Origin of the sequence: Streptomyces sp. NPDC085931 (assembly GCF_044540565.1) — a bacterium.
Classification (GTDB): Bacteria; Actinomycetota; Actinomycetes; order Streptomycetales; family Streptomycetaceae; genus Streptomyces.
In genome coordinates, this window is the sequence record NZ_JBITSK010000002.1 from 691,219 (window position 1) to 710,878 (window position 19,660).

Below are 19,660 nucleotides of genomic sequence, written 5' to 3' on the forward strand. Positions count from 1 at the left end.
GGCCGCCCCCCCCCCCGGCGGGCCGGCCCCGGCGGGGGGGGGGGGGGGGGCCCGGGCCCCCGCCCCCCCCCCCCGCCCGGGGGGGGGGGGCCCCCCCCGGGGGGGGCGCCCCCCCGCCGGCAAGACGTCCGACCGGTACGTCAGTCCTTGATCGTGCACTCGTTGCCGAACGCCGGGTTGAGCAGCCCGACCACGTTGATCGTGTTGCCGCAGACGTTGGCGTTGATGTTGACCGGGATCTGGATGACGTTGCCGGAGAGGAAGCCACCGCTGTCCTTCGTGATACCGACGGTGCCGTCGTCGGCGCTCGCCGTACCGGCGAAGGCGAACAGAGCGGCGCAGGCCAGGCCGGCAGCGGCGGTCACACGTGTGCGCATGGAAAAGCTCCTGTCAGTCGCGGGAACACGTGTCTTCACCCTGACCCGGAAATCGGCGGCGCGACATCCGGGGGCGTCCGAACGGGGTGCCGGGGGGTGCGGGGGGTCCTCGGGGGCCGCGGCCGTGCTCTCCGGATGCACGCCGCGCTCCCGCGGTGAATGGTGATAACGGGCCCGTTTTTCAGCACCGGGGCCGCACCAGCGATCCGGACCCTAGGAGCAGAGAACATGTCGACGTCACAGCCTTCCGCGTCCCGGCCGCCCGAGGACAGCACCACCCCGGACCGCCTGCTCCACGCCCGCACCGGCACCGACGTGTCGCCGGAGGATCTCGTCCTGGCCTCGGGCAAGGACCTCACGCCGCGCAACCTGGAATGGGCCAGGCGCAAGCTGGCGGCGGAGGGACCGTCCGCGCTGGAGAAGCTGCTGCCCTAGGTCGTGTCCGTAAAGTCCCGTCGTCCGCCCGGAGGGCGGGCCCTGCGGCGTCTGGTGCGTGCTCTCGGCGCGCCGGGCGGAGTCCCGCGTACTGGACGTACTTGGGGCTTCGCTCGGTGCGGCGAGAGTGCGTGCCAGGCGTCGCGGGGCAGGCGGGACTTTACGGACACGGCCTAGCGCGGGTGAGGCCACCGTGCTCGGCGCTCGCGCGCCGGACACGGTGGCCTCGGCTGTGATCGGGCGAACCGGGCGGACGCCGGCGGTTCACGGCCTGCCGTCGTCCTCCGGCAGGACGGTGTCGTCCTCCACCACGTGCATGGCGGCCTCCTCCGCGCCCGCCGCGCCGCCGTCGATGCCCACGTCCGTGGCGACGGTCTCCTTCGTGGTGTCCGGGTGGGCGCCCTCGTCCGGGGCGACCAGACGGCCGGCCCGGACGGTGCCCGCCTCGGGGTCCACCGGTTCGCCGTCGCTGTCGGGACTGTCGCCCACGCCGTCCCCGAGGGGCTCGGCGGACACGTCCGGGACCTCCTGGGACAGCCGCTGGTCGAGCGTCTCGCCCTCGTGCTGCTCGGCGGCGGTGATTCCGTGCTTGGTGACACCGAGGGGCTTCTCCGGCGGGGAGTAGCCCTCGTCGAGGGTGTCGTCGTACGTCCGCTCGTCGAGGGCGTCCTGCAGGTCCAGCGGCGCGGCGTCCTCCTGCTCCTCGTTGGTCCCGGTGGGCTGGTACGCGTCGTCCGCCATCGGTTCGGGGCGCATCGGTTCCGTGCCCATCACTCCTGCCTCCCTGTCGCACTGCGTCGACTCGTTCGTCTCGGCTGTCCGTTCCGCGTTTCCCGTAACGCGGGCTCTAACCTCGGCGAACGGCTGGTTCCCCGCTCCGCCCGGCCGGCGCACCAGGAGACGCGGACCACCTCTCCTCGATGCGCCCGAGCGCCCAGGTGGCGAAGAACAGGGCGACGACGGCGTAGCCGAGGACGTTGAGGTCGAGGCCGGAGATCCAGTGCCAGAACGGGCCGTGCAGGCCGAGCCGCCCGGCGAGGAGTTTACGGCCGCGATGAGGTAGGGGAACACGCCCGAGACGGTCGTGCCGATCAGGCCGGTGACGTCGTGGAGCGCCGATCCACCGTCGCGGACCGGTCCCGCCAGGGTCTTCACGCCGAGGCCGAGCAGGAAGGCCAGGGCGAAGACGACGCTGGAGTGGCCGAGGGAGAACCAGAAGCCGACCGACAGCGGCCGCTGCCCCTCGCCCATCAGCTTGCGGGTGGTGTTGTCGATGGCGGCGATGTGGTCGGCGTCGAAGGCGTGCCGCATGCCGAGCGTGTACGCGGTGACGCCGATGCCGACGCCGAAGGTCCGGGTGCCGACGGCACGGTGCTGCGGGGCGACGATCACGACCAGCCGCGCCCCGGCCGGTGCCACACCGCGGCGTTCGGACCGTCCGGCCGGGTGTACCGCCGCTCGACCATCTCGCGGCTGAGCTGCCGGCGGTGCGGTCGTCGGTCGGAAGGACGCGGCGGGTGCCGGGCAGACCGGGGCGGTGGGCCGCCGGGAACTCCGTGAAGGGCGGGGAGCCCGCGGTGACGAACGACCCCTGCCTGCAGCTGGTGGACGGGAAACGCGCGTGGGGCGTCAGGGACGTGGTGCCACGCGGACGTCCAGGTCCGACACGCGGTGGACGGGCCAGGTGCGGGCGTACGCCGGCGGGGTGCCGCCGGCGGGTGCGAGGTGGGCGACCGGGAGCCGGCCGGCGGTGCGCAGAATCTCCGGCACGGTGGTGTTCTCGTTGTGCCCGGAGGTCGCGCCGGAGGAGCAGCCGGTGTAGTAGCCGATGGGGATCGCCTCGTGGCCGGTGAGCAGGCAGGGCGGGCGGACGCCGAGGCGGTGCAGGGCGCCGGCCGTGCGGTCCCAGTCGCGGCGGCTGTCGGTGTTGCGGGACACGGCGCCGTGCAGGACGGCGAGTTGTACGGCCAGGTGCCCGGCCAGGCCGAGCGCGACCAGGGCGGCGACGACCGGTCGCCAGGTGCCGCCCGGCTTCCTGACCAGGTGCCACAGGGCGTCCGCGACGGGGATCGCCAGCAGGGCGTAGGCGGGCTGGAGGAAGCGGGGGGCGGCGTAGCCGATCATGAACAGGTAGGGCACGGCGGCCGTGGCGGCGCAGGCCAGGGGGACCAGGGTCCGTTCCAGGCGGCGGGCGCGGGCCGCGACGGCCAGTCCGAGCCCGGCCAGGACGGGCAGCGCGAACCACCAGACGGTGACCACCGGGTGGGGCACGGAACCGGTGCACGGCCGGCACAGGGCGCGTCCGCCCAGGCTGCGCAGCTGGTCGTCGACGGCGAACTGCCAGCCGAGCCCGCCCTGGATGCGGGAGGCGTCCGAGAGCCGCTGCGCCAGACCGCCGTGGCCGAGCCAGGCCTCGATCACCCACGGCAGGGCACCCGCCGCGAGCCCCGCCGCCGACGCGAGCAGCAGGCGCCAGTGGCGCCGGGCCAGGGCGAGGGCCAGCAGGGGCAGGGCGACCCAGAGCGCGTCACCGGGCCGCATCAACGCCATGAGCACGCCGCCCGCGGCCACGCCCCACAGCGCGGCCCGGGCGGAACGTTCCCGCCGGGCGCGCAGGAAGCAGCCCACGCTGATCAGGGCGCCGATGGCGACCCAGTAGTTGGGCATGGCCTGCGGGCCGTAGAAGAGGGTCATCCACAGGGTGGCGAAGAGGGCGCCGCCGGTGACCAGGACCCGGGCCGGGAACAGGCCGCGCCAGGCGCGCAGGGCCAGGAAGAGGGCGAGGCCCGACAGCACGGCGAGGTAGACGCGCAGCAGCGGGACGGATTCCGACCAGGAGGCGACGGGCGCGACCAGCAGGGACACGCCCCGGGAGCGCGGCGCGCTGAAGAAGGCCGCCGGGGTGTGGGAGGTGACCTGGCTGACGTAGACGATCTCGTCCCAGCCCAGGCCCAGCACGGGCCGTACGAGGGCGAGCTGCGCGAGGGTGAAGACGGCGGCGAGTGCGGCGAGCGCCCGGTCGCCGCGCCCGCCGCCGGCCGGGTCCGCCGCCGGCGTCCGGTCGGGCCGTCGCCTGCGCGCCAGGATGGCGTTCGCGCCGTCGGCCATGTTCCGCCCCTTACCCCGTGAAGTCGGCAAACACGGACAAGCTAACTCGCCGGCCGAGGGGGTGCAGGGCGGAATACGGCCGAGTGCCTGACGCGCCGGGGGCGGTCAGCGGGTGTGCGGGGCCCGGTGCGGGGGCTGCTCGGGGGCCGGGCGCCGGGGTGGCGGCGGGACCGGCCGGCTCACCGGGGCGTCCTCGCTCACGGTCAGTTCGGTGCCGTGGTGGCGGATGGTCAGGGGCGGTCCGGAGCGCAGGGTGTAGGTGGCCTGGCCGGCGGTCAGTTCCACGCGCAGGGACCGGCCGAGGAAGCGGAGGGTGAAGGCCAGCCGGCGGTACCTCTCGGGCAGCCGCGGGGCGAACCGCAGGCCGCCGTCGGTGCACCGCATGCCGCCGAACCCGGCCACCAGCGCCATCCACGTCCCGGCCAGCGAGGCGATGTGCAGCCCGTCGCGGGTGTTGTGCTCCAGGTCCCCCAGGTCCATCAGCGCGGCCTCGGCCGTGTAGGCGCAGGCCAGGTCGAGATGGCCGGTCCGGGCGGCTATGACCGCCTGGACGCAGGCGGACAGGGAGGAGTCCCGCACGGTCAGCGGCTCGTAGTAGGCGAAGTTGCGGGCGATCTGCTCCTCGGCGTGGTGGTCGGTGGCCTCCTCGAAGAAGCTGCCGCACACGTACATCGCCAGCACGAGGTCCGCCTGCTTGACGACCTGCTTGCGGTACAGGTCGAAGTAGGGGAAGTGCAGCATCAGCGGGTACTGGTCGGGCCGGGTGCGGGCGAAGTCCCAGCGCTGGTAGCGGGTGAAGCCGGCGTGCTGTTCGTGGACCCCGAGTTCCTCGTTGTAGGGGATGTGCATCGCTTCGGCGGCGTCCCGCCAGGCGGCCGTCTCCTCCTCGTCGGCGCCGAGCCGGGCGGCCTCGTCGGGGTGGCGCTTGCAGGCGTCGGCGGCGGCCAGCAGGTTCGCCCGGGCCATGAGGTTGGTGTACGTGTTGTCGTCGGCGATCGCGCTGTACTCGTCCGGTCCGGTGACGCCGTCGATGTGGAAGACGCCCCGGTCGTCGTGGTGGCCGAGGGAGCGCCACAACCGGGCCGTCTCCACGAGCAGTTCGACGCCGACCTCGCGTTCGAAGGTCTCGTCGCCGGTGGCGGCCACATAGCGCACCACGGCGTCCGCGATGTCGGCGTTGACGTGGAAGGCCGCCGTGCCGGCCGGCCAGTAGGCGGAGCCCTCCGAGCCCTCGATGGTGCGCCAGGGGAACGCGGCGCCGCGCAGGCCGAGTTGGGCCGCGCGCTCGCGGGCGGCGGGCAGCGTGTCCAGGCGCCAGCGCAGCGCCTCGGCGGCGGCTTTCGGCTCGGTGTAGGTCAGCACGGGCAGCACGAACACCTCGGTGTCCCAGAAGGCGTGGCCGTCGTAGCCGGAGCCGGTGAGCCCCTTGGCGGGGATGGCGCGCTGCTCGGCGCGGGCGCCGGCCTGCAGCACGTGGAAGAGGGCGAAGCGGACGGCCTGCTGGATCTCCTCGTCCCCGTCGACCTCGACGTCGGCGCGCGCCCAGAAGTCGTCCAGGTACGCCTTCTGCTCCGCCAGCAGCCCGTCCCAGCCGCTGTGTCCGGCCGCCGCCAGGGCCGCCTCGACCTGGTCGCTCATCGCGGGCCGGGACCGCGTGCCGGACCAGCCGTGCGCGACCAGCTTCTCCACCCGCAGCCGCTCCCCCGGCTCCAGCACGGAGGTGACGGTCAGCCGGGCCACGTCGACGTTGCTCTCGCTGCTGGTGGTGGTCCGCTCGGGACCCGTCACGGTGTGGTCGGCGGCGACCGCGACCCGCAGGCCGCTGCGGCGGGTGCGGTGGACCAGGCGCAGCCTGCTGCCCGAGGCGAGGTCCTCCTCCGGCTCCAGCGGCGACTTCAGCGCCCGGGCCGCGCGCGGGTCGCCGTCCGGCTCGGGCAGGCTCTCGTTGGCGACGAGTTCGGACTGGACGACCACGCGGGTGCGGCTGTCGACGGGCTCGACCTCGTACGCCACGGCGGCGATCGCCCGCTGGGTGAGGGAGACCAGCCGGGTGGAGCGCACCCGCACGGTCGAGCCGGCCGGGGAGGTCCACTCGCAGACCCGCTCCAGGACGCCCCGGCGCAGATCGAGGGTCCGCTCGTGCGTGACGAGCCGCCCGTAGCGCAGGTCGAACGGCTCGTCGTCGACGAGCAGGCGCAGCACCTTGCCGTTGGTGACGTTGATCGCGGTCTGCCCCGACTCGGGGTAGCCGTAGCCGGCCTCGGCGTACGGCAGCGGGTGCAGTTCGTGGACGCCGTTGAGGTAGGAGCCGGGCAGGCCGTGGGGTTCGCCCTCGTCGAGGTTGCCGCGCCAGCCGACGTGGCCGTTGGACAACGCGAACACGGACTCGCTCTGGGCCAGCACGTCCAGGTTGAGCTCGCTCTCGCGCACGGCCCAGGGTTCGACGCCGTACGCCCGCTGGGTTATCACGCGGTGCCTCCCAGTTCGGCGAGGTCCCGCACCACGAGGTCGGCGCCGTGCGCGTACAGCGCGTCGGTCTGCCCGACGCGGTCGACGCCGACGACACAGCCGAAGCGGCCGGCGCGGCCCGCGTCCATGCCGGCCAGCGCGTCCTCGAACACGGCGGCCTGGGCCGGGCGGACGCCGAGGTCCTCGGCGGCGGCGAGGAACGTGTCGGGGTGCGGCTTGCCGGGCAGCTTGCGCTCGGCGGCGACGACGCCGTCGATGCGCACGTCGAAGTAGTGCTCGGCGCCGATCGAGCGCAGCACGTCCCGGCAGTTGGCGCTGGAGGAGACGATCGCGGTGCGCAGGCCGCGGGCGCGGACGGCCTCCAGGTAACGCAGCGTGCCCTCGTACGCCTCGACGCCGTCGGTGCGGATCTTGGCCAGAACCAGGTCGTTCTTGCGGTTGCCGAGGCCGTGCACCGTCTTCGCGCCGGGTGGGTCGTCCGGATCGCCGTCGGGCAGGTCGATGCCGCGGGAGGCCAGGAAGCTGCGCACGCCGTCGGCGCGCGGCCGGCCGTCGACGTACTCGTCGTAGTCGGCCTCGGTGAACGGCCGGAAGTCCGCGCCGTCACGGGCGCGCAGGAAGGCGTCGAACATCTCCTTCCAGGCGGCCGCGTGCACGACGGCCGTCTTGGTGACGACTCCGTCGAGGTCGAAGAGGCAGGCCTGGATGTCGTCGGGAAGACCGAGCTGCGTCATAGAGGATCGGTTCCCTTCCCGGCGGGATTCCATGGAGTGGCGCACGCCACACGCGCAAGGAGTGCGGGCCTCTCCGCGCGGCCACCGGGACCCGGGTGACACACTCTTCCCCGTGCCGTACACCTTCGACGCACTCGTCCGGCGCGCCCGCGCCCTCCCGCGAGGGGGCCGGCGCGCGCTCCTGGGCATCGCCGGCAGCCCCGGCGCGGGCAAGTCGACGCTCGCCGAGCGCCTGGTCCGGGAATTGAACGGCTCCGGCGAGCCCTGGGTCTCCTACGTTCCCATGGACGGCTTCCATCTCGCCGACGCCGAACTGGAGCGCCTCGGGCTGCGGGACCGCAAGGGCGCTCCCGGCACGTTCGACGCGGCCGGCTACGCGGCCCTGCTGGCGCGCCTGCGCGAGGAGGCGTACGCCGGTGACACGGTCTACGCGCCCGGCTTCGAACGCGTCCTGGAGCAGCCGCTCGCCGGCGCGATCCCGGTGCCGCCGACGGCCCGTCTGGTCGTCACCGAGGGCAACTACCTCCTGCTGGACACCGGCGCCTGGGCCCGTGTCCGCCCCCTGCTGGACGAGGTGTGGTTCTGCGAGCTGCCCGAGCCCGAGCGGGTCCGCCGCCTGGTCGCCCGGCACGAGCGGTTCGGCAAGTCCCGCCGCGAGGCGCAGGAGTGGGTGGCCCGCTCGGACCAGCCCAACGCCGAGCTGGTCGCGGCCACCCGGGACCGGGCCGACCTGGTGATCCGGACGGACTCGGCCTGATCCCCTCCCCGCGTGCGAGCGGTCAGTCCTGGCCGGTCCGGCGGGCGCGCAGGGCGACGGTCAGGGTGTGCGGGCCCAGTCCGCCGAGGTAGACGCGGTTCCCGCGCGTGGCGTCGGTGCCGCCCACCACGGTGTAGTCCTGCCCCGGGTCGTAGCGCAGCACGTCGCCGCGGTCCGGCCCGGCCAGCGGTTCACCCGCCTCCACACCGGCCTCGACGCGGATCTCGTCGGCACCGGCCCGGTAGGTCATCGGCCCGGACGTCAGGCACCAGCGCCCGTCGCCGATCGGCACGGCGCCCTCCGGCACGCCTCCCGGGCGGAAGGTGAGTTCCAGGCACCAGGGCACGCGGGGTCCGCTGATGTCGATCCGCAGGTCGGCCCCGTCCTCCCGCAGGTCCACCTCGATACCGGTGGTGTGGGAGACCTCGTCCCGGGGCCGGTCCGGGAAGGCCATGGCGGCCGAGAAGCGGCCCTCGTCCGCCATGCGGTAGGCGCCGTCGTGGTGTCTGCGGCCCGGGGCGAGCGGCTGGTAGTAGGCGGCCGAGAGGGTCTCGGTGAGCCGGTAGCGGCTGTCGCCGAGGCGCTGCACGCCGGCGGCGCGGAACGGGCCCAGGTCGAAGAAGCCCCGCGCGAGGCGGACCGCGTCGAGGACCGCGTCACCGGCGAACAGGCGCAGGAAGGTGGGGTTGCAGGCGAGGCCGGAGCGGATGCGCCGGTGCTCGGGCACGTCGGAGCCGCCGTACACCACGGTGTGCGCCGTGGCCGAGGCTCGTGCGGCCAGGCGCGCGGTGGTGAGGTAGCGGGCGCGGGGCAGCGCCTCCGGCTCGGGTGCCGGCAGGACGCGGCACAGGTCCGGGGTGAGGAGGGTCTCGGCGAGCAGCCCGGGGTCGTCGATGCCGCCGGCGGCCGCCTGCCGCGCCGCCCGGCTGAAGTCGCCCCGTCCGGTGCGGATCGCCAGCAGGCGGTAGTGCGGCAGGTAGGGCGCGAGCGGGAACGGGTGGTTCTGGTCCTGCCGCCGCGACAGGACGGTCTCCACCGTGCCGTCCGGCCTGATGAGGTCCAGGGTGGTGGCGAGGTTGCGGGCGACGGCGTCCAGCAGGTCGGCCCGGCCGAGGACGTCGGCCAGCACCAGCAGCGACGGGTTGGACACGTGGGCCGCGTAGTTGGCGCTGCGTTCCGAGTACAGGCCCTCGGCGTCGATGTCGACGCCCTCGGCGAGCCACTCCTCGACGCGGTCGAGCAGCCGGCCGTCGGGGAACGACCGGTGCAGGCGGGCCAGGGCCGCGCTCAGCTCCCAGCGGTGGTTCGGGGTGTGCACCCCACCGGTCAGGAGACTGTCGCGGGCGGCTCCGGCGATCTCCGCGAGCGCGGCCGCGACGTCCCGCAGTTCCGGTCCGCCGCCCGCGGCGAGGACGTGCGCGTCGCACACGTCGTTGACGGTGAACGCGGAGTCGGGCGGCGACTGCACGTTGTCGCCGCCGGCGAAGAGGCCGGTGGTGGTCTGCGCGGCCCGCAGGGCGCCGAGGTGGGTCGTGGCGGCGGCGAGGGCCCGCTCGCTGCCGTGCAGTGCCGAGTGCGGTGAACGGTACGCCGCGAGCAGGGTCTTCACCCGGTGCGCCAGGGCGCGGTGGGGCACACCGGCGGCTTCCTCGCCGGGGCGGGCCGCCAGCGGGGCGGCGAGCCGGTCGGCGGCGGCGGCCACCGCGCGGACGAACTCGTGGTCGACTGGGCTCGGCACGATCGGTCCCTCAGTCCTTCAGTCCGGCGTTGATGTCGGCGTTCATGACGTACCGCTGGAACACCAGGAAGACGACGATCAGCGGAACCATGGAGATGACCGATCCGCCCAGCAGCACCGACCAGTTGATGTTCTGTGCCCCGACGAGGCTCTGGATGCCGATCTGCACGGTGAACTTGTCGGGGTCGTTGAGCATCAGCAGCGGCCAGATGTAGTCGTTCCAGCGCCACTGGAACGACAGGATCGCGAGCGTCAGCATGATGGGCCGGGAGATCGGCACCATGATCCGCAGGAAGATCGACAGCTCCCGCGCGCCGTCGATGCGGGCCGCCTCGACGAGTTCGTCGGGCACGGTCAGGAAGAACTGGCGGAACATGAAGCAGCCGGTCGCGGTGAGCACGGCCGGGAGGATGATGCCGGCGAGCGAGTTGTACAGGCCGAGGTCGCGGACGACCAGGAACTGCGGGGCGAGCATGACCTCGGACGGCAGCATCGTGGTGGCCAGGATGCAGACGAAGAACGCCTTGAGCCACTTGTTGTCGTACTTGGCCAGCGCGTAGCCGGTGCAGCAGCTCACCCCCACCGTGAGGATCGTCGCGACCAGGCACACGACGGTGGTGTTGATGAAGTACTGGGAGAAGTTGGCGCTCTCCCAGGCCGCCTTGTACCCGGACACGGTGGGGTCGTGCGGGAACAGCGTCAGCGGGAGGGAGAACAGGTCTCCCGCCGGTTTGAAGGAGCTGAGGACGAACCACAGCACCGGCACCCCGTACAGGGCCGCCAGGACCCACAGCAGGGTCGTGGCGGGCACCGCGCGCCGGAACCCGCCGCCGGTGCGGTCACGACGCCGCTTCCCGGGAACGGCCCGCGCGGGCCCGGCGTCGACCGGGCGTGGCATGTCTGTGGTTGTCATCGGTTCTCCACCCGCCGGTTGACGATCAGCTGGACGACCGCGACGGCCATCAGGATGAGCATGAGCACGAACGACGCGGCGCTCGCGTAGCCGATCTGGCCCGACTTGAAGCCGGTCTGGTAGATGTACTGCACAAGCAGGTTGTTCGACGTCCCGGGTCCGCCGTTGTTGAGGGAGGCGAACAGCGGATACTCCTTCATCGCGTGGATCGTGTTGAGCAGGATGACGATGAAGGACGTGGGCGCGATGCTCGGCAGGGTGATGCTGACGAACTGGCGCCACGGACCGGCGCCGTCGAGCGCGGCCGCCTCGTAGTACGACGCCGGCACGTTCTTGATCGCCGCGATGAACAGCAGCATGGAGAAGCCCGTCCAGGCCCAGGACGCCGCCACCACGACCACCAGCAGCGACAGGTCGGCGTTCGACTGCCAGGGAACGGCGCTGCCGCCGGACTTCTCGATGAGGTAGTTGACCAGTCCGAAGTTCTCGCCGAACAGCCACCGCCACAGGACACCCACGACGATGGGCGACAGCAGCCAGGGGATGAAGAAGAAGACGCGGGCGACGGAGACTCCCTTGGCGTGCTTGCTCACCAGCGTGTTGGCGATCAGCAGCGACAGCACGAAGTTCAGCGGGACGAAGAGCACGGTGTACAGCAGCGTCCTGGTCAGCGCGTCGTAGAAGGCGGAGTCGCCGATGAGTTCGGCGTAGTTGTCCAGCCCGACGAACCGGAACGCGCCGACGCCGGTGTAGTTCGTGAAGGAGTAGACGAGCCCGATCACCGCGGGCCAGACGAAGAACAGCGCGAAGAGTACGACGTTGGCCGCGATGAGGACGAGCGGCGCGAGGGTGTGGCGACTGCGTCTCCTGGGCGGGCTCGCGGACACGTCCGAGGCGCGTTTGGTCATCTTCCTGTCTCCGTGCTGGGGGAAGGGGTTCCGGTGGGCTCACGCCATGAGCCCGGCAGCGGCGGGCGCGCGGGGCCGGGCGGGCTGATCTGCGGCCCGCCCGGCCCGCGGCTCACGATCCGCCGCCGACCTGCTGGTTGTAGCCGGCCACGATGTTGTCCAGGGCCTTGTCGACCGACTGCTGGCCGTTGATCGCCTTGCCGAGCTCCGTCTTGGTCGGGTCCTCGGTGAGGCTCTTGCCCTTCAGCACCCAGTTCGTCTGCGCGGTGTTGAAGTAGCCCGAGATCGGCTCGTACAGCGGGATCGACTCGTTGTAGAGCTTGAACGCCGCCTGGGCCGCCTCGGAGGTGAAGGGGTACTTCGGGTTCAGGCCGCTCTCGACGGGCAGGAACCCGGACGCCTCGCACAGCGCGCGGTAGTGGTCCGGCTCGTACAGCCAGGAGATGAACTTCTGCGCGGCGCCGGCCGCGGCCTCGTTGTTGTCGAAGCCGACCATCATGCCGCCGCTGTTGACGTCGCTGGCCTGCACCGGCTCGGCGGGGGTCGGGACGCTCGCCCACTCGAACTTCTTGATGCTCTCGGCGAAGGCGGGCACCTGCCACACGCCGGACCAGTAGGCGACCACGTCACCGCTCTGGAACATGGCGGACGGGTCGGCGCCGCTGGTCCACACCGACTTGGGCATGGTCCTGTCGTCGTTCAGGCCGACGAACCGCTTCACGGCCTTCCGGGTCGCGGCGTCCACGGAGAACGTGCCCGAGGAGTCCGCGTGGACGTACTTGCCGCCGAGTTCGTAGACCATGGCGCGCAGCCGGGAGGGCGACTGGTCGAAGGTGAGGGAGTACTTGGCGCCGGTCTTGTCCCGGACCTTGTCCGCGGCCTTGATGAAGTCCGTCCAGGTCCAGGTCTTCTCCGGCGAGGCCGGGTAGTCGACGCCGGCCTTGTCGAACAGCGACTTGTTGATGAACAGGCCGGACGCGGTGATGTCCGAGGGAATGGACAGCACCTTCCCGGACGAGTCCTTGGCGATGAAGTTCTTGTTGATGTTGTAGCTCTTGTTGTCGGCGATGGACGTGAGGTCGATCAGCTTGTTCGCCCAGATCGGGTCCAGCGCCGGCACGGCCGCCACGTCGGGCAGGGAGTTCGCCTGCGCGGCGTTGTGCAGCTTCGCCGGGTAGCCGTCGTAGGGGATGTTGACGAGCTTGACGGAGACGCCGGCTTCCTTCTTGTACTGCGCCACCATCTTCTTCCAGCCCGCGTCCTGTCCGGGGACCGTAGAGATCCAGAACGTCAGCGACTTCTCGTCGCCGCCCGAGCCGGACCCCGACCCGCAGGCGGAGAGCAGCAGTGCCCCTGCCGTGGCCACGGCGGCGAGGGGAACCACGCGGCGGATGCCGCCGCGGCCGAGCCGGCGGGAGCGCCGCACACCCACACTGATCATCTTCGATCCCTTTTCTCGTAGCGGAAGAAGCACGGCGCCAGCCGAGGCGGCACGGGTGCAGTCTGCTGGAAATTTCGAATGTGGCTTCCCGGGGGCGCGGCCTCGCCCGGCCACGTCGCCTTCACGGGTGGGGTCCCCGGCCATGACGGCCGGCGTCGCACAAGCTCGCCCTCGTGCGGCTGCCGTACTTCGCGTACGAGCGGGAGGCTTACCCGGAGTCGGCGTCCCGGCCGACTTAGAAAGCGCTTGTCCGGACATTGGCAGACCGATGCCGCAGCCGTCAATGCTTCGCCCGCACGGCTCCGGTCACGGTTTGAATTCCATGGGCCACGGCCAGCCTGCTCGCGCCCGCCACGGTTCCGGTGTCCCCCACCACGCTGCTGACCACCTCCGTCGGCCAGCTCAGCCGGGCCAGCTCGGCCCGCACCCGGGGCAGCAGCTGCGGATCCGCGCCGGTGCCCCCGCCCAGCACGATCAGCCCGGGATCCAGTACGGCGGCGACGGCGGCGGCGAGCCGGCCCACGTCGGCGGCGTGCGCGTCGACCACGGCGCGGGCCGTGGCGTGCCCCTGCGCGGAGAGGGCGAGCAGCCGGTCCGCGGTGCGCGGGCGGGGCCCGTCACCGTCCCGCCAGGCCTCGGCGGCCCGGCGCAGCAGGGTGCGCGAGCCCATGCGCTGCTCCAGGCCCTCGTGGCGCGGGGCGCGGTCGTCGTCCCAGGGGTAGGGCAGGCGGGCCACCTCACCGGCGGCGCCGTTCGCGCCGCGCAGCACCCGGCCGCCGATGACGACGGCGAGACCGATGCCGACGCCGATGCGCAGGTAGCCGAAGGTGTCACGGCCGACGGCGGCGCCCTCGTGCAGTTCGGCGAGGGCGGCGCAGTTGACGTTGTTCTCCAGGTGGACCGGCACGCCCTCGGGCAGCGCGACGGCCATCGCGTCGAAGACGGGACCGGCCTTGGCGGTCGCGGGGCGCTCCCCGGCGCCCTCCCCGTCGCGCGTGGGGACGTCGCCGACCGCGACGACGACGGCGCGCAGCGGGGCCCCGGCGGGCAGCGCGTCGAGGACCTCGCGGACGGTGGCGGCCGCCTCGGGCCGGGACCCGGTGCCGTCGGCGAGCAGGGTGCCGTCCAGGGCGCAGCCGCGCACCCGGGTCTCGGCGGGCCCGAGGTCGACGGCGAGCACGGCACCGGCGGCCGGGCCGAGCCGGTAGACGGCGGCGCTGCGGCCGGTGGAGCCGGAGGCCCGCCCCGAGTGGGCGGCGAGCCCGGCGGCCTCCAGCTCGGCGACCGCGGCGGAGACGGTCGGCTTGGAAAGGCCGGCACCGGCTGCCAGCTGCGGGCGGGTGGCCGTGCCCGTCCCGGCCAGTACGTCGAACACCACACGGGCACTGTCGCTCAGGTGCATGGTCTCCCCAGGTCGTGCTGCGGCCGGGCAGGGCGGCGGCAAGGGTGGCGCGGCACCGGGAATTCCGTGCCTCTTGACGCACCCTACTTCGTTAGTTAACTTCCTAACGAACTTCACGGTACTCGCCTGCCGTGCCCCGTAGAAGCCCGTCCCGGGGCTTCCCTACCTCTTCAACTGCCGTGGTCCGACGAGTGGTTCGCCTGCCGCTCGGCATGACCGCGCGATGACGAAAGAGGACCCGTGCAGGACTCGACGCCTTACGCGGTCGGCATCGACGTGGGCGGCACCAAGACGCAGCTGCGTGCCCTCTCCGGCGGCACCACCGTCGTGGACCGTGTCCGCAGCAGTGCGGGCTGGCGCCCGCACGACGCCCCGGCCGCGGCGGACTGGCTGGCCGCGCTCGTCCACGACGCCCTGCCCGCCCGCGCCCGGCCGTCCGCGGTCGCCGTGGGCGGGCACGCCTGTGAGACGCCCCGCCAGTGCGCGGGCATCCGGGCGGCGCTGGAGGAACGGCTGGGGGTGCCCGCGCTGGTCGTGGGGGACGCCGAGCTGCTCGTGCCCGCCGCCGGGCTGGACCGGGGCGTCGGTCTGGTCGCCGGCACCGGTTCGGTCGCGGTGGGGCGCTCCCCCGAGGGCCGTGCGGTACAGGTCGGCGGCTGGGGCGCGGTGCTCGGCGACGAGGGCGGCGCGGCCGGGCTCGTCCGGGAGGCGGCCCGGGCCGTCTGGGCGGCGCACGACCGGGGCGAGGAGCCCGACGCGCTGGCCGAGGGCCTGGTCGCGGCGTTCGGTGTGGCCGAGGTGCCCGCGCTCGGCGCGGCGCTGGAAGCCGCCACGGACGTCTCGGCCGAGTGGGGCCGCCACTGTCCCGTCGTGTTCACGGCGGCCGCGGCGGGCTCGCCGCTCGCCCGGGCCGTGATCGCCGACGGCGGCCGGGCCCTCGCGGCCCTGGTCGTCCGCCTCGCCGCGCGCGGCGTCAGCGTGGACGACGTCGTGGTGGCGGGCGGCACGGTGCTCGCCCAGCCGGCGCTGTACGAGGCGTTCACCGCCGCCCTCGCGACATCCCTGCCCACGGCCCGTCCGCACCGCCTGCGGGTGCCGCCGGTGCAGGGCGCGCTCACGCTGGCCCGTTCGCTGCTGTGAGCCGGCCGGCCGACCGCCCCACGGCCCGTGGCCGCTTCCTCCGCACCGGGTCACGGTCCGGCCGCAGGTCTTCGCTCCTACGCACCCCGTGCCGCAGAAGCCGCCGAAGGCACCCGCACCGCACAGCGCACCGCACTGCGCACCGCACTCCCACCGCTCGCCGGCCGCACGGCCGGGCTTTCCGTCGCGGAACGCTTCCGTCGCACAAGAGAGAGGCGCACCATGCCGTCATCAGCCGGGCACCGCACCGCCGCCGTCGACCGGCGGGGTTTCCTCAAGACCTCCCTGGGCGCCTCGGCGGGGCTGCTCGCCGCACCGGCACTGGTCACCTGGCAGGCCGCGGCGAACGCGAAGGCGGCCACGGGCCTGCCCGCGTTCGTCGACGACTACACGTCGAACGTCGTCGCCCACCAGACCCCCGGGACCAACGCGGTCGTCCGGATCCTCGGCGGCATGGCCGAGGTGTGGAAGACCGGCGACGCCTGGGACACCGGCCGGGTCCTGGACCGCGAGGTGCTGCGCGCCAACATGCGCTACTGCGCCCGCCTCACCCGCTCCCGCACCGAGGCACAGGCCAAGGAGGCGTTCCTCTACGACCGGCGGCACCAGAGCTACGCCATGATCGCCGGCCTCGGTCCGCTCGCCGGGCCGTACACGGCGGGCGCCAGGGCCGTCACGTCGATCACCGAGGCACCGGACGGCATGCCCCCCGGCAAGATCAGCGACACCCTGCCGGCCGGCGCCCCGGCCGGATCGGCGCTCGGCGCCGGCTCCCACGACTCGGAGCTGGGCCTCGTCGCACGGCTGGTCGACACCGTGCGCGGCCCGTTCGCCTCCGGCAACCCGGCCAAGTTCGCCTTCCAGTACCCGCGCCCCTGGCGCATGAACGAGGACAGCGAGGTCGTCGACACCGGGCGGAAGGACGCGCTCGGCTACCCGGTGTACGACTCGGAGGTGGTGGTCGCCCCGCAGCTGCTGCGCCAGCGCTCCGAGAACGCGCAGGAGGACGGCGGCTTCCCCAGCGGCCACACCAACGCCTTCCACCTGGCCGCTCTCGCCTTCGCCTACGCGGTGCCGGAGCGCTTCCAGGAGCTGGTGACGCGCGCGTTCGAGCTGAGCCACACCCGGATCGTGGCGGGCATGCACTCCACGGTCGACGTGATCGGCGGCCGGATCATGGCCACCGCGCTGGCCGCCGCGGCCCTGGCCGATCCGGCGAACGCGGAGCTGAAGACGGCGGCCCGCGCGCAGGCCCTCGTCTGCTTCACACGGCGGACCGGCACGACGGCGGACACGCTGTACGACTACGCCCACTCCGACGCCGCCGACCCCTACGCCGACCGCGCGGCCAACGCCCGGGCGGTCGCGCCCAGATTGACGTACGTCCTGCCCCGGCGCGGGCCCGAGGCCCCGCTCACCGTGCCCAAGGGCGCGGAGGTGCTGCTGGAGACGCGGCTGCCCTACCTGAGCGCGGACCAGCGGCGCGAGGTCCTGCGCACGACCGCGCTGCCCTCCGGGTACGTGCTGCTGGACGGCTTCGAACAGTGGGGACGGCTCGACCTGTTCGCGGCGGCGGACGGCTACGGCGCCTTCGACCGGGACGTGACCGTCACCCTGGACGCGGCGGCCGGCGGGTTCCACGCGGCCGACAGCTGGCGCAACGACATCGGGGGCGAGGGCGGTCTCACCAAGCGCGGCACGGGGACGCTCACCCTGACCGGTCACAACCGCCACCGCGGCGGGACGACCGTCGAGGCCGGCACGCTCGTCGCCGCCACCCCGGACGCCCTGGGCCGCGGTGACGTCCGGGTCGCGGGCGGCACGCTGCGCGTCGGCGAGACCGTGCGGGTGCGCGGCTGCTACGTGCAGGACGGCGGGTCGACGCTGGAGCTGACGCTGCGCGCGCGGCGCGGTCCGGCCCTCACGGTGGGCCGGCGGGCCCTGCTGCGCGGCGGTGTGCTGGCGCTGCGGCTCGACGCCGAGCGGCCGCCGGCCGTGGGCACGACGGTCCCGGTGCTGTCCGCCCCGGGGCTGCGCGGCCGGTTCGACCGGGTGGAGCTGGACTCGGCGACGCTGCGGGCCGTGCCGGTACACGGGGCTGACGGACTGTCGGTGCGACTCGTGCGGCGGTGACACCGCGCGCGGCGGGGGCTGATGCACAGTGGGTCCATGAGGGACCTGCTCGCCCCCGCCGTCGTCCGGCCGGTGCCGCTCCCGCCCGCCGCGGGGGCGGTACGACGGCCCGGCGGACGGTGGCCGGTGCGGCTGCTGGTGGCGGTGCTGCTCGCGCAGATGGCCTGCGCGATGGTGACGACAGCCCTCCGGCAGACTCCCACGATCGACGAACCGGTGTACGTCGGCGCCGCCGCCGAGTACGTGTACGAGCACCGGCTGCGGCACAACCCCGAGCATCCGCCGCTCGGCAAGCTGCTCATCGGTACCGGGGTGGTCCTCGCCGGTCCGCACGTGGACCGGGACTTCGCCGGCGACCAGGGTGGCCTGGGGCGGCATCTGCTCTACGCGTCGGGCAACGACCCCTGGCGGCTGATGCTGTGGGCCCGCCTCCCGGTGATCGCCCTGACCCTGCTGTTCGGGCTGGTCGTCTTCGCCTTCGCCCGTGAACTCGCCGGAACCGTCGCGGGGTTCGCGGCGCTGGCGCTGTACTGCTTCTCCCCCGACGTCATCGCGCACGGCTCGCTCGCCACGCTCGACGTGCCGGCCGCCGGGTTCGTGCTGACGTCGGCGTGGCTGGCGTGGCGGGCCCGCCGGCGGCCCCTGCCGTACGTGCCGCTCGCCGGGGTGGCGCTGGGCGCCGCGCTGGCCACGAGGATGAGCACGCTGCCCGCTGTGCCGGTGATGACGGCCCTGGCCGCGCTGTCGGTGGTGGCGGGGGGCCGGCGCGCGGTGCGGGCGGCGGCCGCCGCGGGCGTGGTGGTCCTGGCCGCGGTCGCCGTCGTGTGGGCCGCCTACCTGGCCGTCGATCCCCGGCTGCGCTGGGCACCGGAGCAGCACGTGCCCGTGGTGCACGGGCTGCGGGGGCAGCTGGTCCGGTTCCTCCCCTTCCCCGAGGCCTACCGGGACGGCATGCGCCTGCAGTTCGGGCTGGAGAACCGGCGGTGGCAGGGTTTTCTCTTCGGCCGCGTGTACGACGGGTCGCGCTGGTACTACCTGCCGGCCGCGCTGCTGGTGAAGACGCCGCTCGGGACGACCGCCCTGTGGGCCGGGGGCGTGGTGGCCGTGGTCGCCTCCCGGCGGCTGCGGCCCGCCGCCCCCTATGTACTGGCCGCTCCCGTCGCGCTGTTCGCGGCGCTCCTGCCGGGGGCGCGGGACCTGGGGGTCCGGTACGTCGTCTTCCTGCCGCTGTTCCTCGCCGTGGCGGCGGGGTGCGTGCAGGTGGTGCGGCGACGGTGGGTGACCGCGGGCGTGGCCGTGCTCGTGACGTGCGTCGCGGTGAGTTCGGTGCGGGCGTTCCCCTTCTATCTGCCGTACTCCAACGAGGCGTTCGGGGGACCGGGCAGGACGCGGGAGTGGCTGCACGACTCGAACGTGGACTGGGGGCAGGACCTGGGGCGGCTCGCGGACCGGCTGCGGGAGCGGTATCCGGGTGAGCGCGTGTGGCTCGTGTACAAGGGCGGCGGAGTGCCGGGCTTCTACGGCATCGAGAGCGCCGATCCGCGCCGGGTGCCGGTGGCCGGCGTGCGAGGGCTGCTGGTGGTGTCGGACTCGGCGGCCGCCAAGGCGACGGGACGGCTGGCCGAGTTGATCGGCACCAGCCGCCCCGTGGACCGTGTCGGGCACTCGATCACGATCTATCGCCGTTGAGGGCCGTTCAGTGGGCCGCGCGGAAGAAGCCGTCGGCGCTCACGTGGGGCATCACCCTGCTGGCCACCCGGTAGCGGCCGTTGGGGACCTCGGGACAGCGCGCCACATGGACCGCCAGCGGGCCCGCCCACTCGTAGCCCCGGCGCTCGGCGTGCCGGGACAGGCTGTCGGTGAGGGCCTCTCCCACGTCGGTGCCGGAGCGGGCCAGGTGCTCGTGGACGTCGTCGGGCAGTTCGACGTCGTAGGCGTTGGGGACCATGACCCGGCCCTCACCGCACACGACCGCGTTGGCGTCGCACTCGCGTCGCAGGGCGTCGAGGACCTCCACCGGTTCCTTGTCGAGAACCCGCGCCCACAGCGCCTCCCATCGGTTCTCCAGAGCCTGTTCCAGCGCACTCAGCGCGCCCATGCGGTCT

At 73.6% G+C, this 19,660-nt stretch carries 16 protein-coding genes and 1 pseudogene; 5 read left to right on the forward strand and 12 right to left on the reverse strand.

Going from position 1 to position 19,660, the window contains the following annotated elements:
- Positions 1-140: 140 nt before the first annotated feature.
- Entirely contained in the window at positions 141-377 is a 237-nt protein-coding gene (locus ACIGAN_RS06015; protein ID WP_365098709.1) for a chaplin, read from the reverse strand.
- 228 nt (positions 378-605) lie between these two features.
- On the opposite strand from ACIGAN_RS06015, the gene ACIGAN_RS06020 reads away from it, so the two are divergent.
- Positions 606-812, forward strand: coding sequence for a hypothetical protein (locus tag ACIGAN_RS06020; RefSeq protein ID WP_399855248.1), 207 nt, complete (start codon positions 606-608; stop codon positions 810-812).
- A 264-nt stretch (positions 813-1,076) separates the two neighbouring features.
- On the opposite strand, the gene ACIGAN_RS06025 is transcribed toward ACIGAN_RS06020, so the two are convergent.
- The 5 genes and pseudogenes from ACIGAN_RS06025 to ACIGAN_RS06045 all read right to left on the reverse strand — a co-directional run bounded on the left by ACIGAN_RS06025 (position 1,077) and on the right by ACIGAN_RS06045 (position 7,123).
- Positions 1,077-1,568: a DUF5709 domain-containing protein gene (locus ACIGAN_RS06025; RefSeq protein WP_399855346.1), complete on the reverse strand. Its 492-nt coding sequence runs from the start codon at positions 1,566-1,568 to the stop codon at positions 1,077-1,079.
- Positions 1,569-1,913: 345 nt separating this feature from the next.
- Positions 1,914-2,123, reverse strand: a pseudogene (locus ACIGAN_RS06030) (HoxN/HupN/NixA family nickel/cobalt transporter); the annotation flags it as partial.
- Positions 2,124-2,441: 318 nt separating this feature from the next.
- On the reverse strand, positions 2,442-3,920 hold the full coding sequence (locus ACIGAN_RS06035; protein ID WP_399855251.1) for a hypothetical protein: 1,479 nt from the start codon (positions 3,918-3,920) through the stop codon (positions 2,442-2,444).
- A 105-nt stretch (positions 3,921-4,025) separates the two neighbouring features.
- Positions 4,026-6,389: a glycoside hydrolase family 65 protein gene (locus ACIGAN_RS06040; RefSeq protein WP_399855253.1), complete on the reverse strand. Its 2,364-nt coding sequence runs from the start codon at positions 6,387-6,389 to the stop codon at positions 4,026-4,028.
- On the reverse strand, positions 6,386-7,123 hold the full coding sequence (locus ACIGAN_RS06045) for a beta-phosphoglucomutase family hydrolase (RefSeq protein WP_399855255.1): 738 nt from the start codon (positions 7,121-7,123) through the stop codon (positions 6,386-6,388). Before ACIGAN_RS06045 ends, ACIGAN_RS06040 begins: the two co-directional genes overlap by 4 nt.
- 112 nt (positions 7,124-7,235) lie before the next feature.
- Between ACIGAN_RS06045 and ACIGAN_RS06050 the strand changes: the two genes are divergently transcribed.
- Positions 7,236-7,880, forward strand: coding sequence for a nucleoside/nucleotide kinase family protein (locus ACIGAN_RS06050; protein ID WP_399855257.1), 645 nt, complete (start codon positions 7,236-7,238; stop codon positions 7,878-7,880).
- A gap of 22 nt (positions 7,881-7,902) precedes the next feature.
- Here the strand turns inward: ACIGAN_RS06050 and ACIGAN_RS06055 are convergent, their stop codons facing one another.
- From ACIGAN_RS06055 to ACIGAN_RS06075, 5 genes are all read right to left on the reverse strand, one after another.
- Entirely contained in the window at positions 7,903-9,618 is a 1,716-nt protein-coding gene (locus ACIGAN_RS06055) for a hypothetical protein (protein WP_399855259.1), read from the reverse strand.
- A 10-nt stretch (positions 9,619-9,628) separates the two neighbouring features.
- On the reverse strand, positions 9,629-10,531 hold the full coding sequence (locus ACIGAN_RS06060; RefSeq protein WP_365743925.1) for a carbohydrate ABC transporter permease: 903 nt from the start codon (positions 10,529-10,531) through the stop codon (positions 9,629-9,631).
- Positions 10,528-11,439: a carbohydrate ABC transporter permease gene (locus ACIGAN_RS06065; protein ID WP_399855262.1), complete on the reverse strand. Its 912-nt coding sequence runs from the start codon at positions 11,437-11,439 to the stop codon at positions 10,528-10,530. The genes ACIGAN_RS06060 and ACIGAN_RS06065 overlap by 4 nt, the downstream gene beginning before the upstream one ends.
- Before the next feature lie 112 nt (positions 11,440-11,551).
- Complete coding sequence (locus tag ACIGAN_RS06070; RefSeq protein ID WP_399855264.1) at positions 11,552-12,880, reverse strand: ABC transporter substrate-binding protein; 1,329 nt, start codon at positions 12,878-12,880, stop codon at positions 11,552-11,554.
- A gap of 280 nt (positions 12,881-13,160) precedes the next feature.
- The gene (locus ACIGAN_RS06075) at positions 13,161-14,282 is read right to left on the reverse strand and encodes an ROK family protein (protein WP_399855267.1); all 1,122 of its coding nucleotides are present in this window, start codon (positions 14,280-14,282) and stop codon (positions 13,161-13,163) included.
- Positions 14,283-14,522: 240 nt separating this feature from the next.
- Between ACIGAN_RS06075 and ACIGAN_RS06080 the strand changes: the two genes are divergently transcribed.
- The 3 genes from ACIGAN_RS06080 (at position 14,523) to ACIGAN_RS06090 (ending at position 19,244) form a co-directional block, all read left to right on the forward strand.
- On the forward strand, positions 14,523-15,422 hold the full coding sequence (locus ACIGAN_RS06080) for an N-acetylglucosamine kinase (protein ID WP_399855268.1): 900 nt from the start codon (positions 14,523-14,525) through the stop codon (positions 15,420-15,422).
- 222 nt (positions 15,423-15,644) lie between these two features.
- On the forward strand, positions 15,645-17,555 hold the full coding sequence (locus tag ACIGAN_RS06085; RefSeq protein WP_399855270.1) for a phosphatase PAP2 family protein: 1,911 nt from the start codon (positions 15,645-15,647) through the stop codon (positions 17,553-17,555).
- Between the two features lie 21 nt (positions 17,556-17,576).
- Positions 17,577-19,244 carry a glycosyltransferase family 39 protein gene (locus ACIGAN_RS06090; protein ID WP_399855273.1) on the forward strand — a complete coding sequence of 556 codons (1,668 nt, stop codon included), beginning with the start codon at positions 17,577-17,579 and terminating at the stop codon, positions 19,242-19,244.
- 7 nt (positions 19,245-19,251) lie between these two features.
- Here ACIGAN_RS06090 and ACIGAN_RS06095 read toward each other — a convergent pair whose 3' ends face one another.
- Positions 19,252-19,653: a DUF3662 domain-containing protein gene (locus ACIGAN_RS06095; protein WP_365098722.1), complete on the reverse strand. Its 402-nt coding sequence runs from the start codon at positions 19,651-19,653 to the stop codon at positions 19,252-19,254.
- Positions 19,654-19,660: the final 7 nt, after the last annotated feature.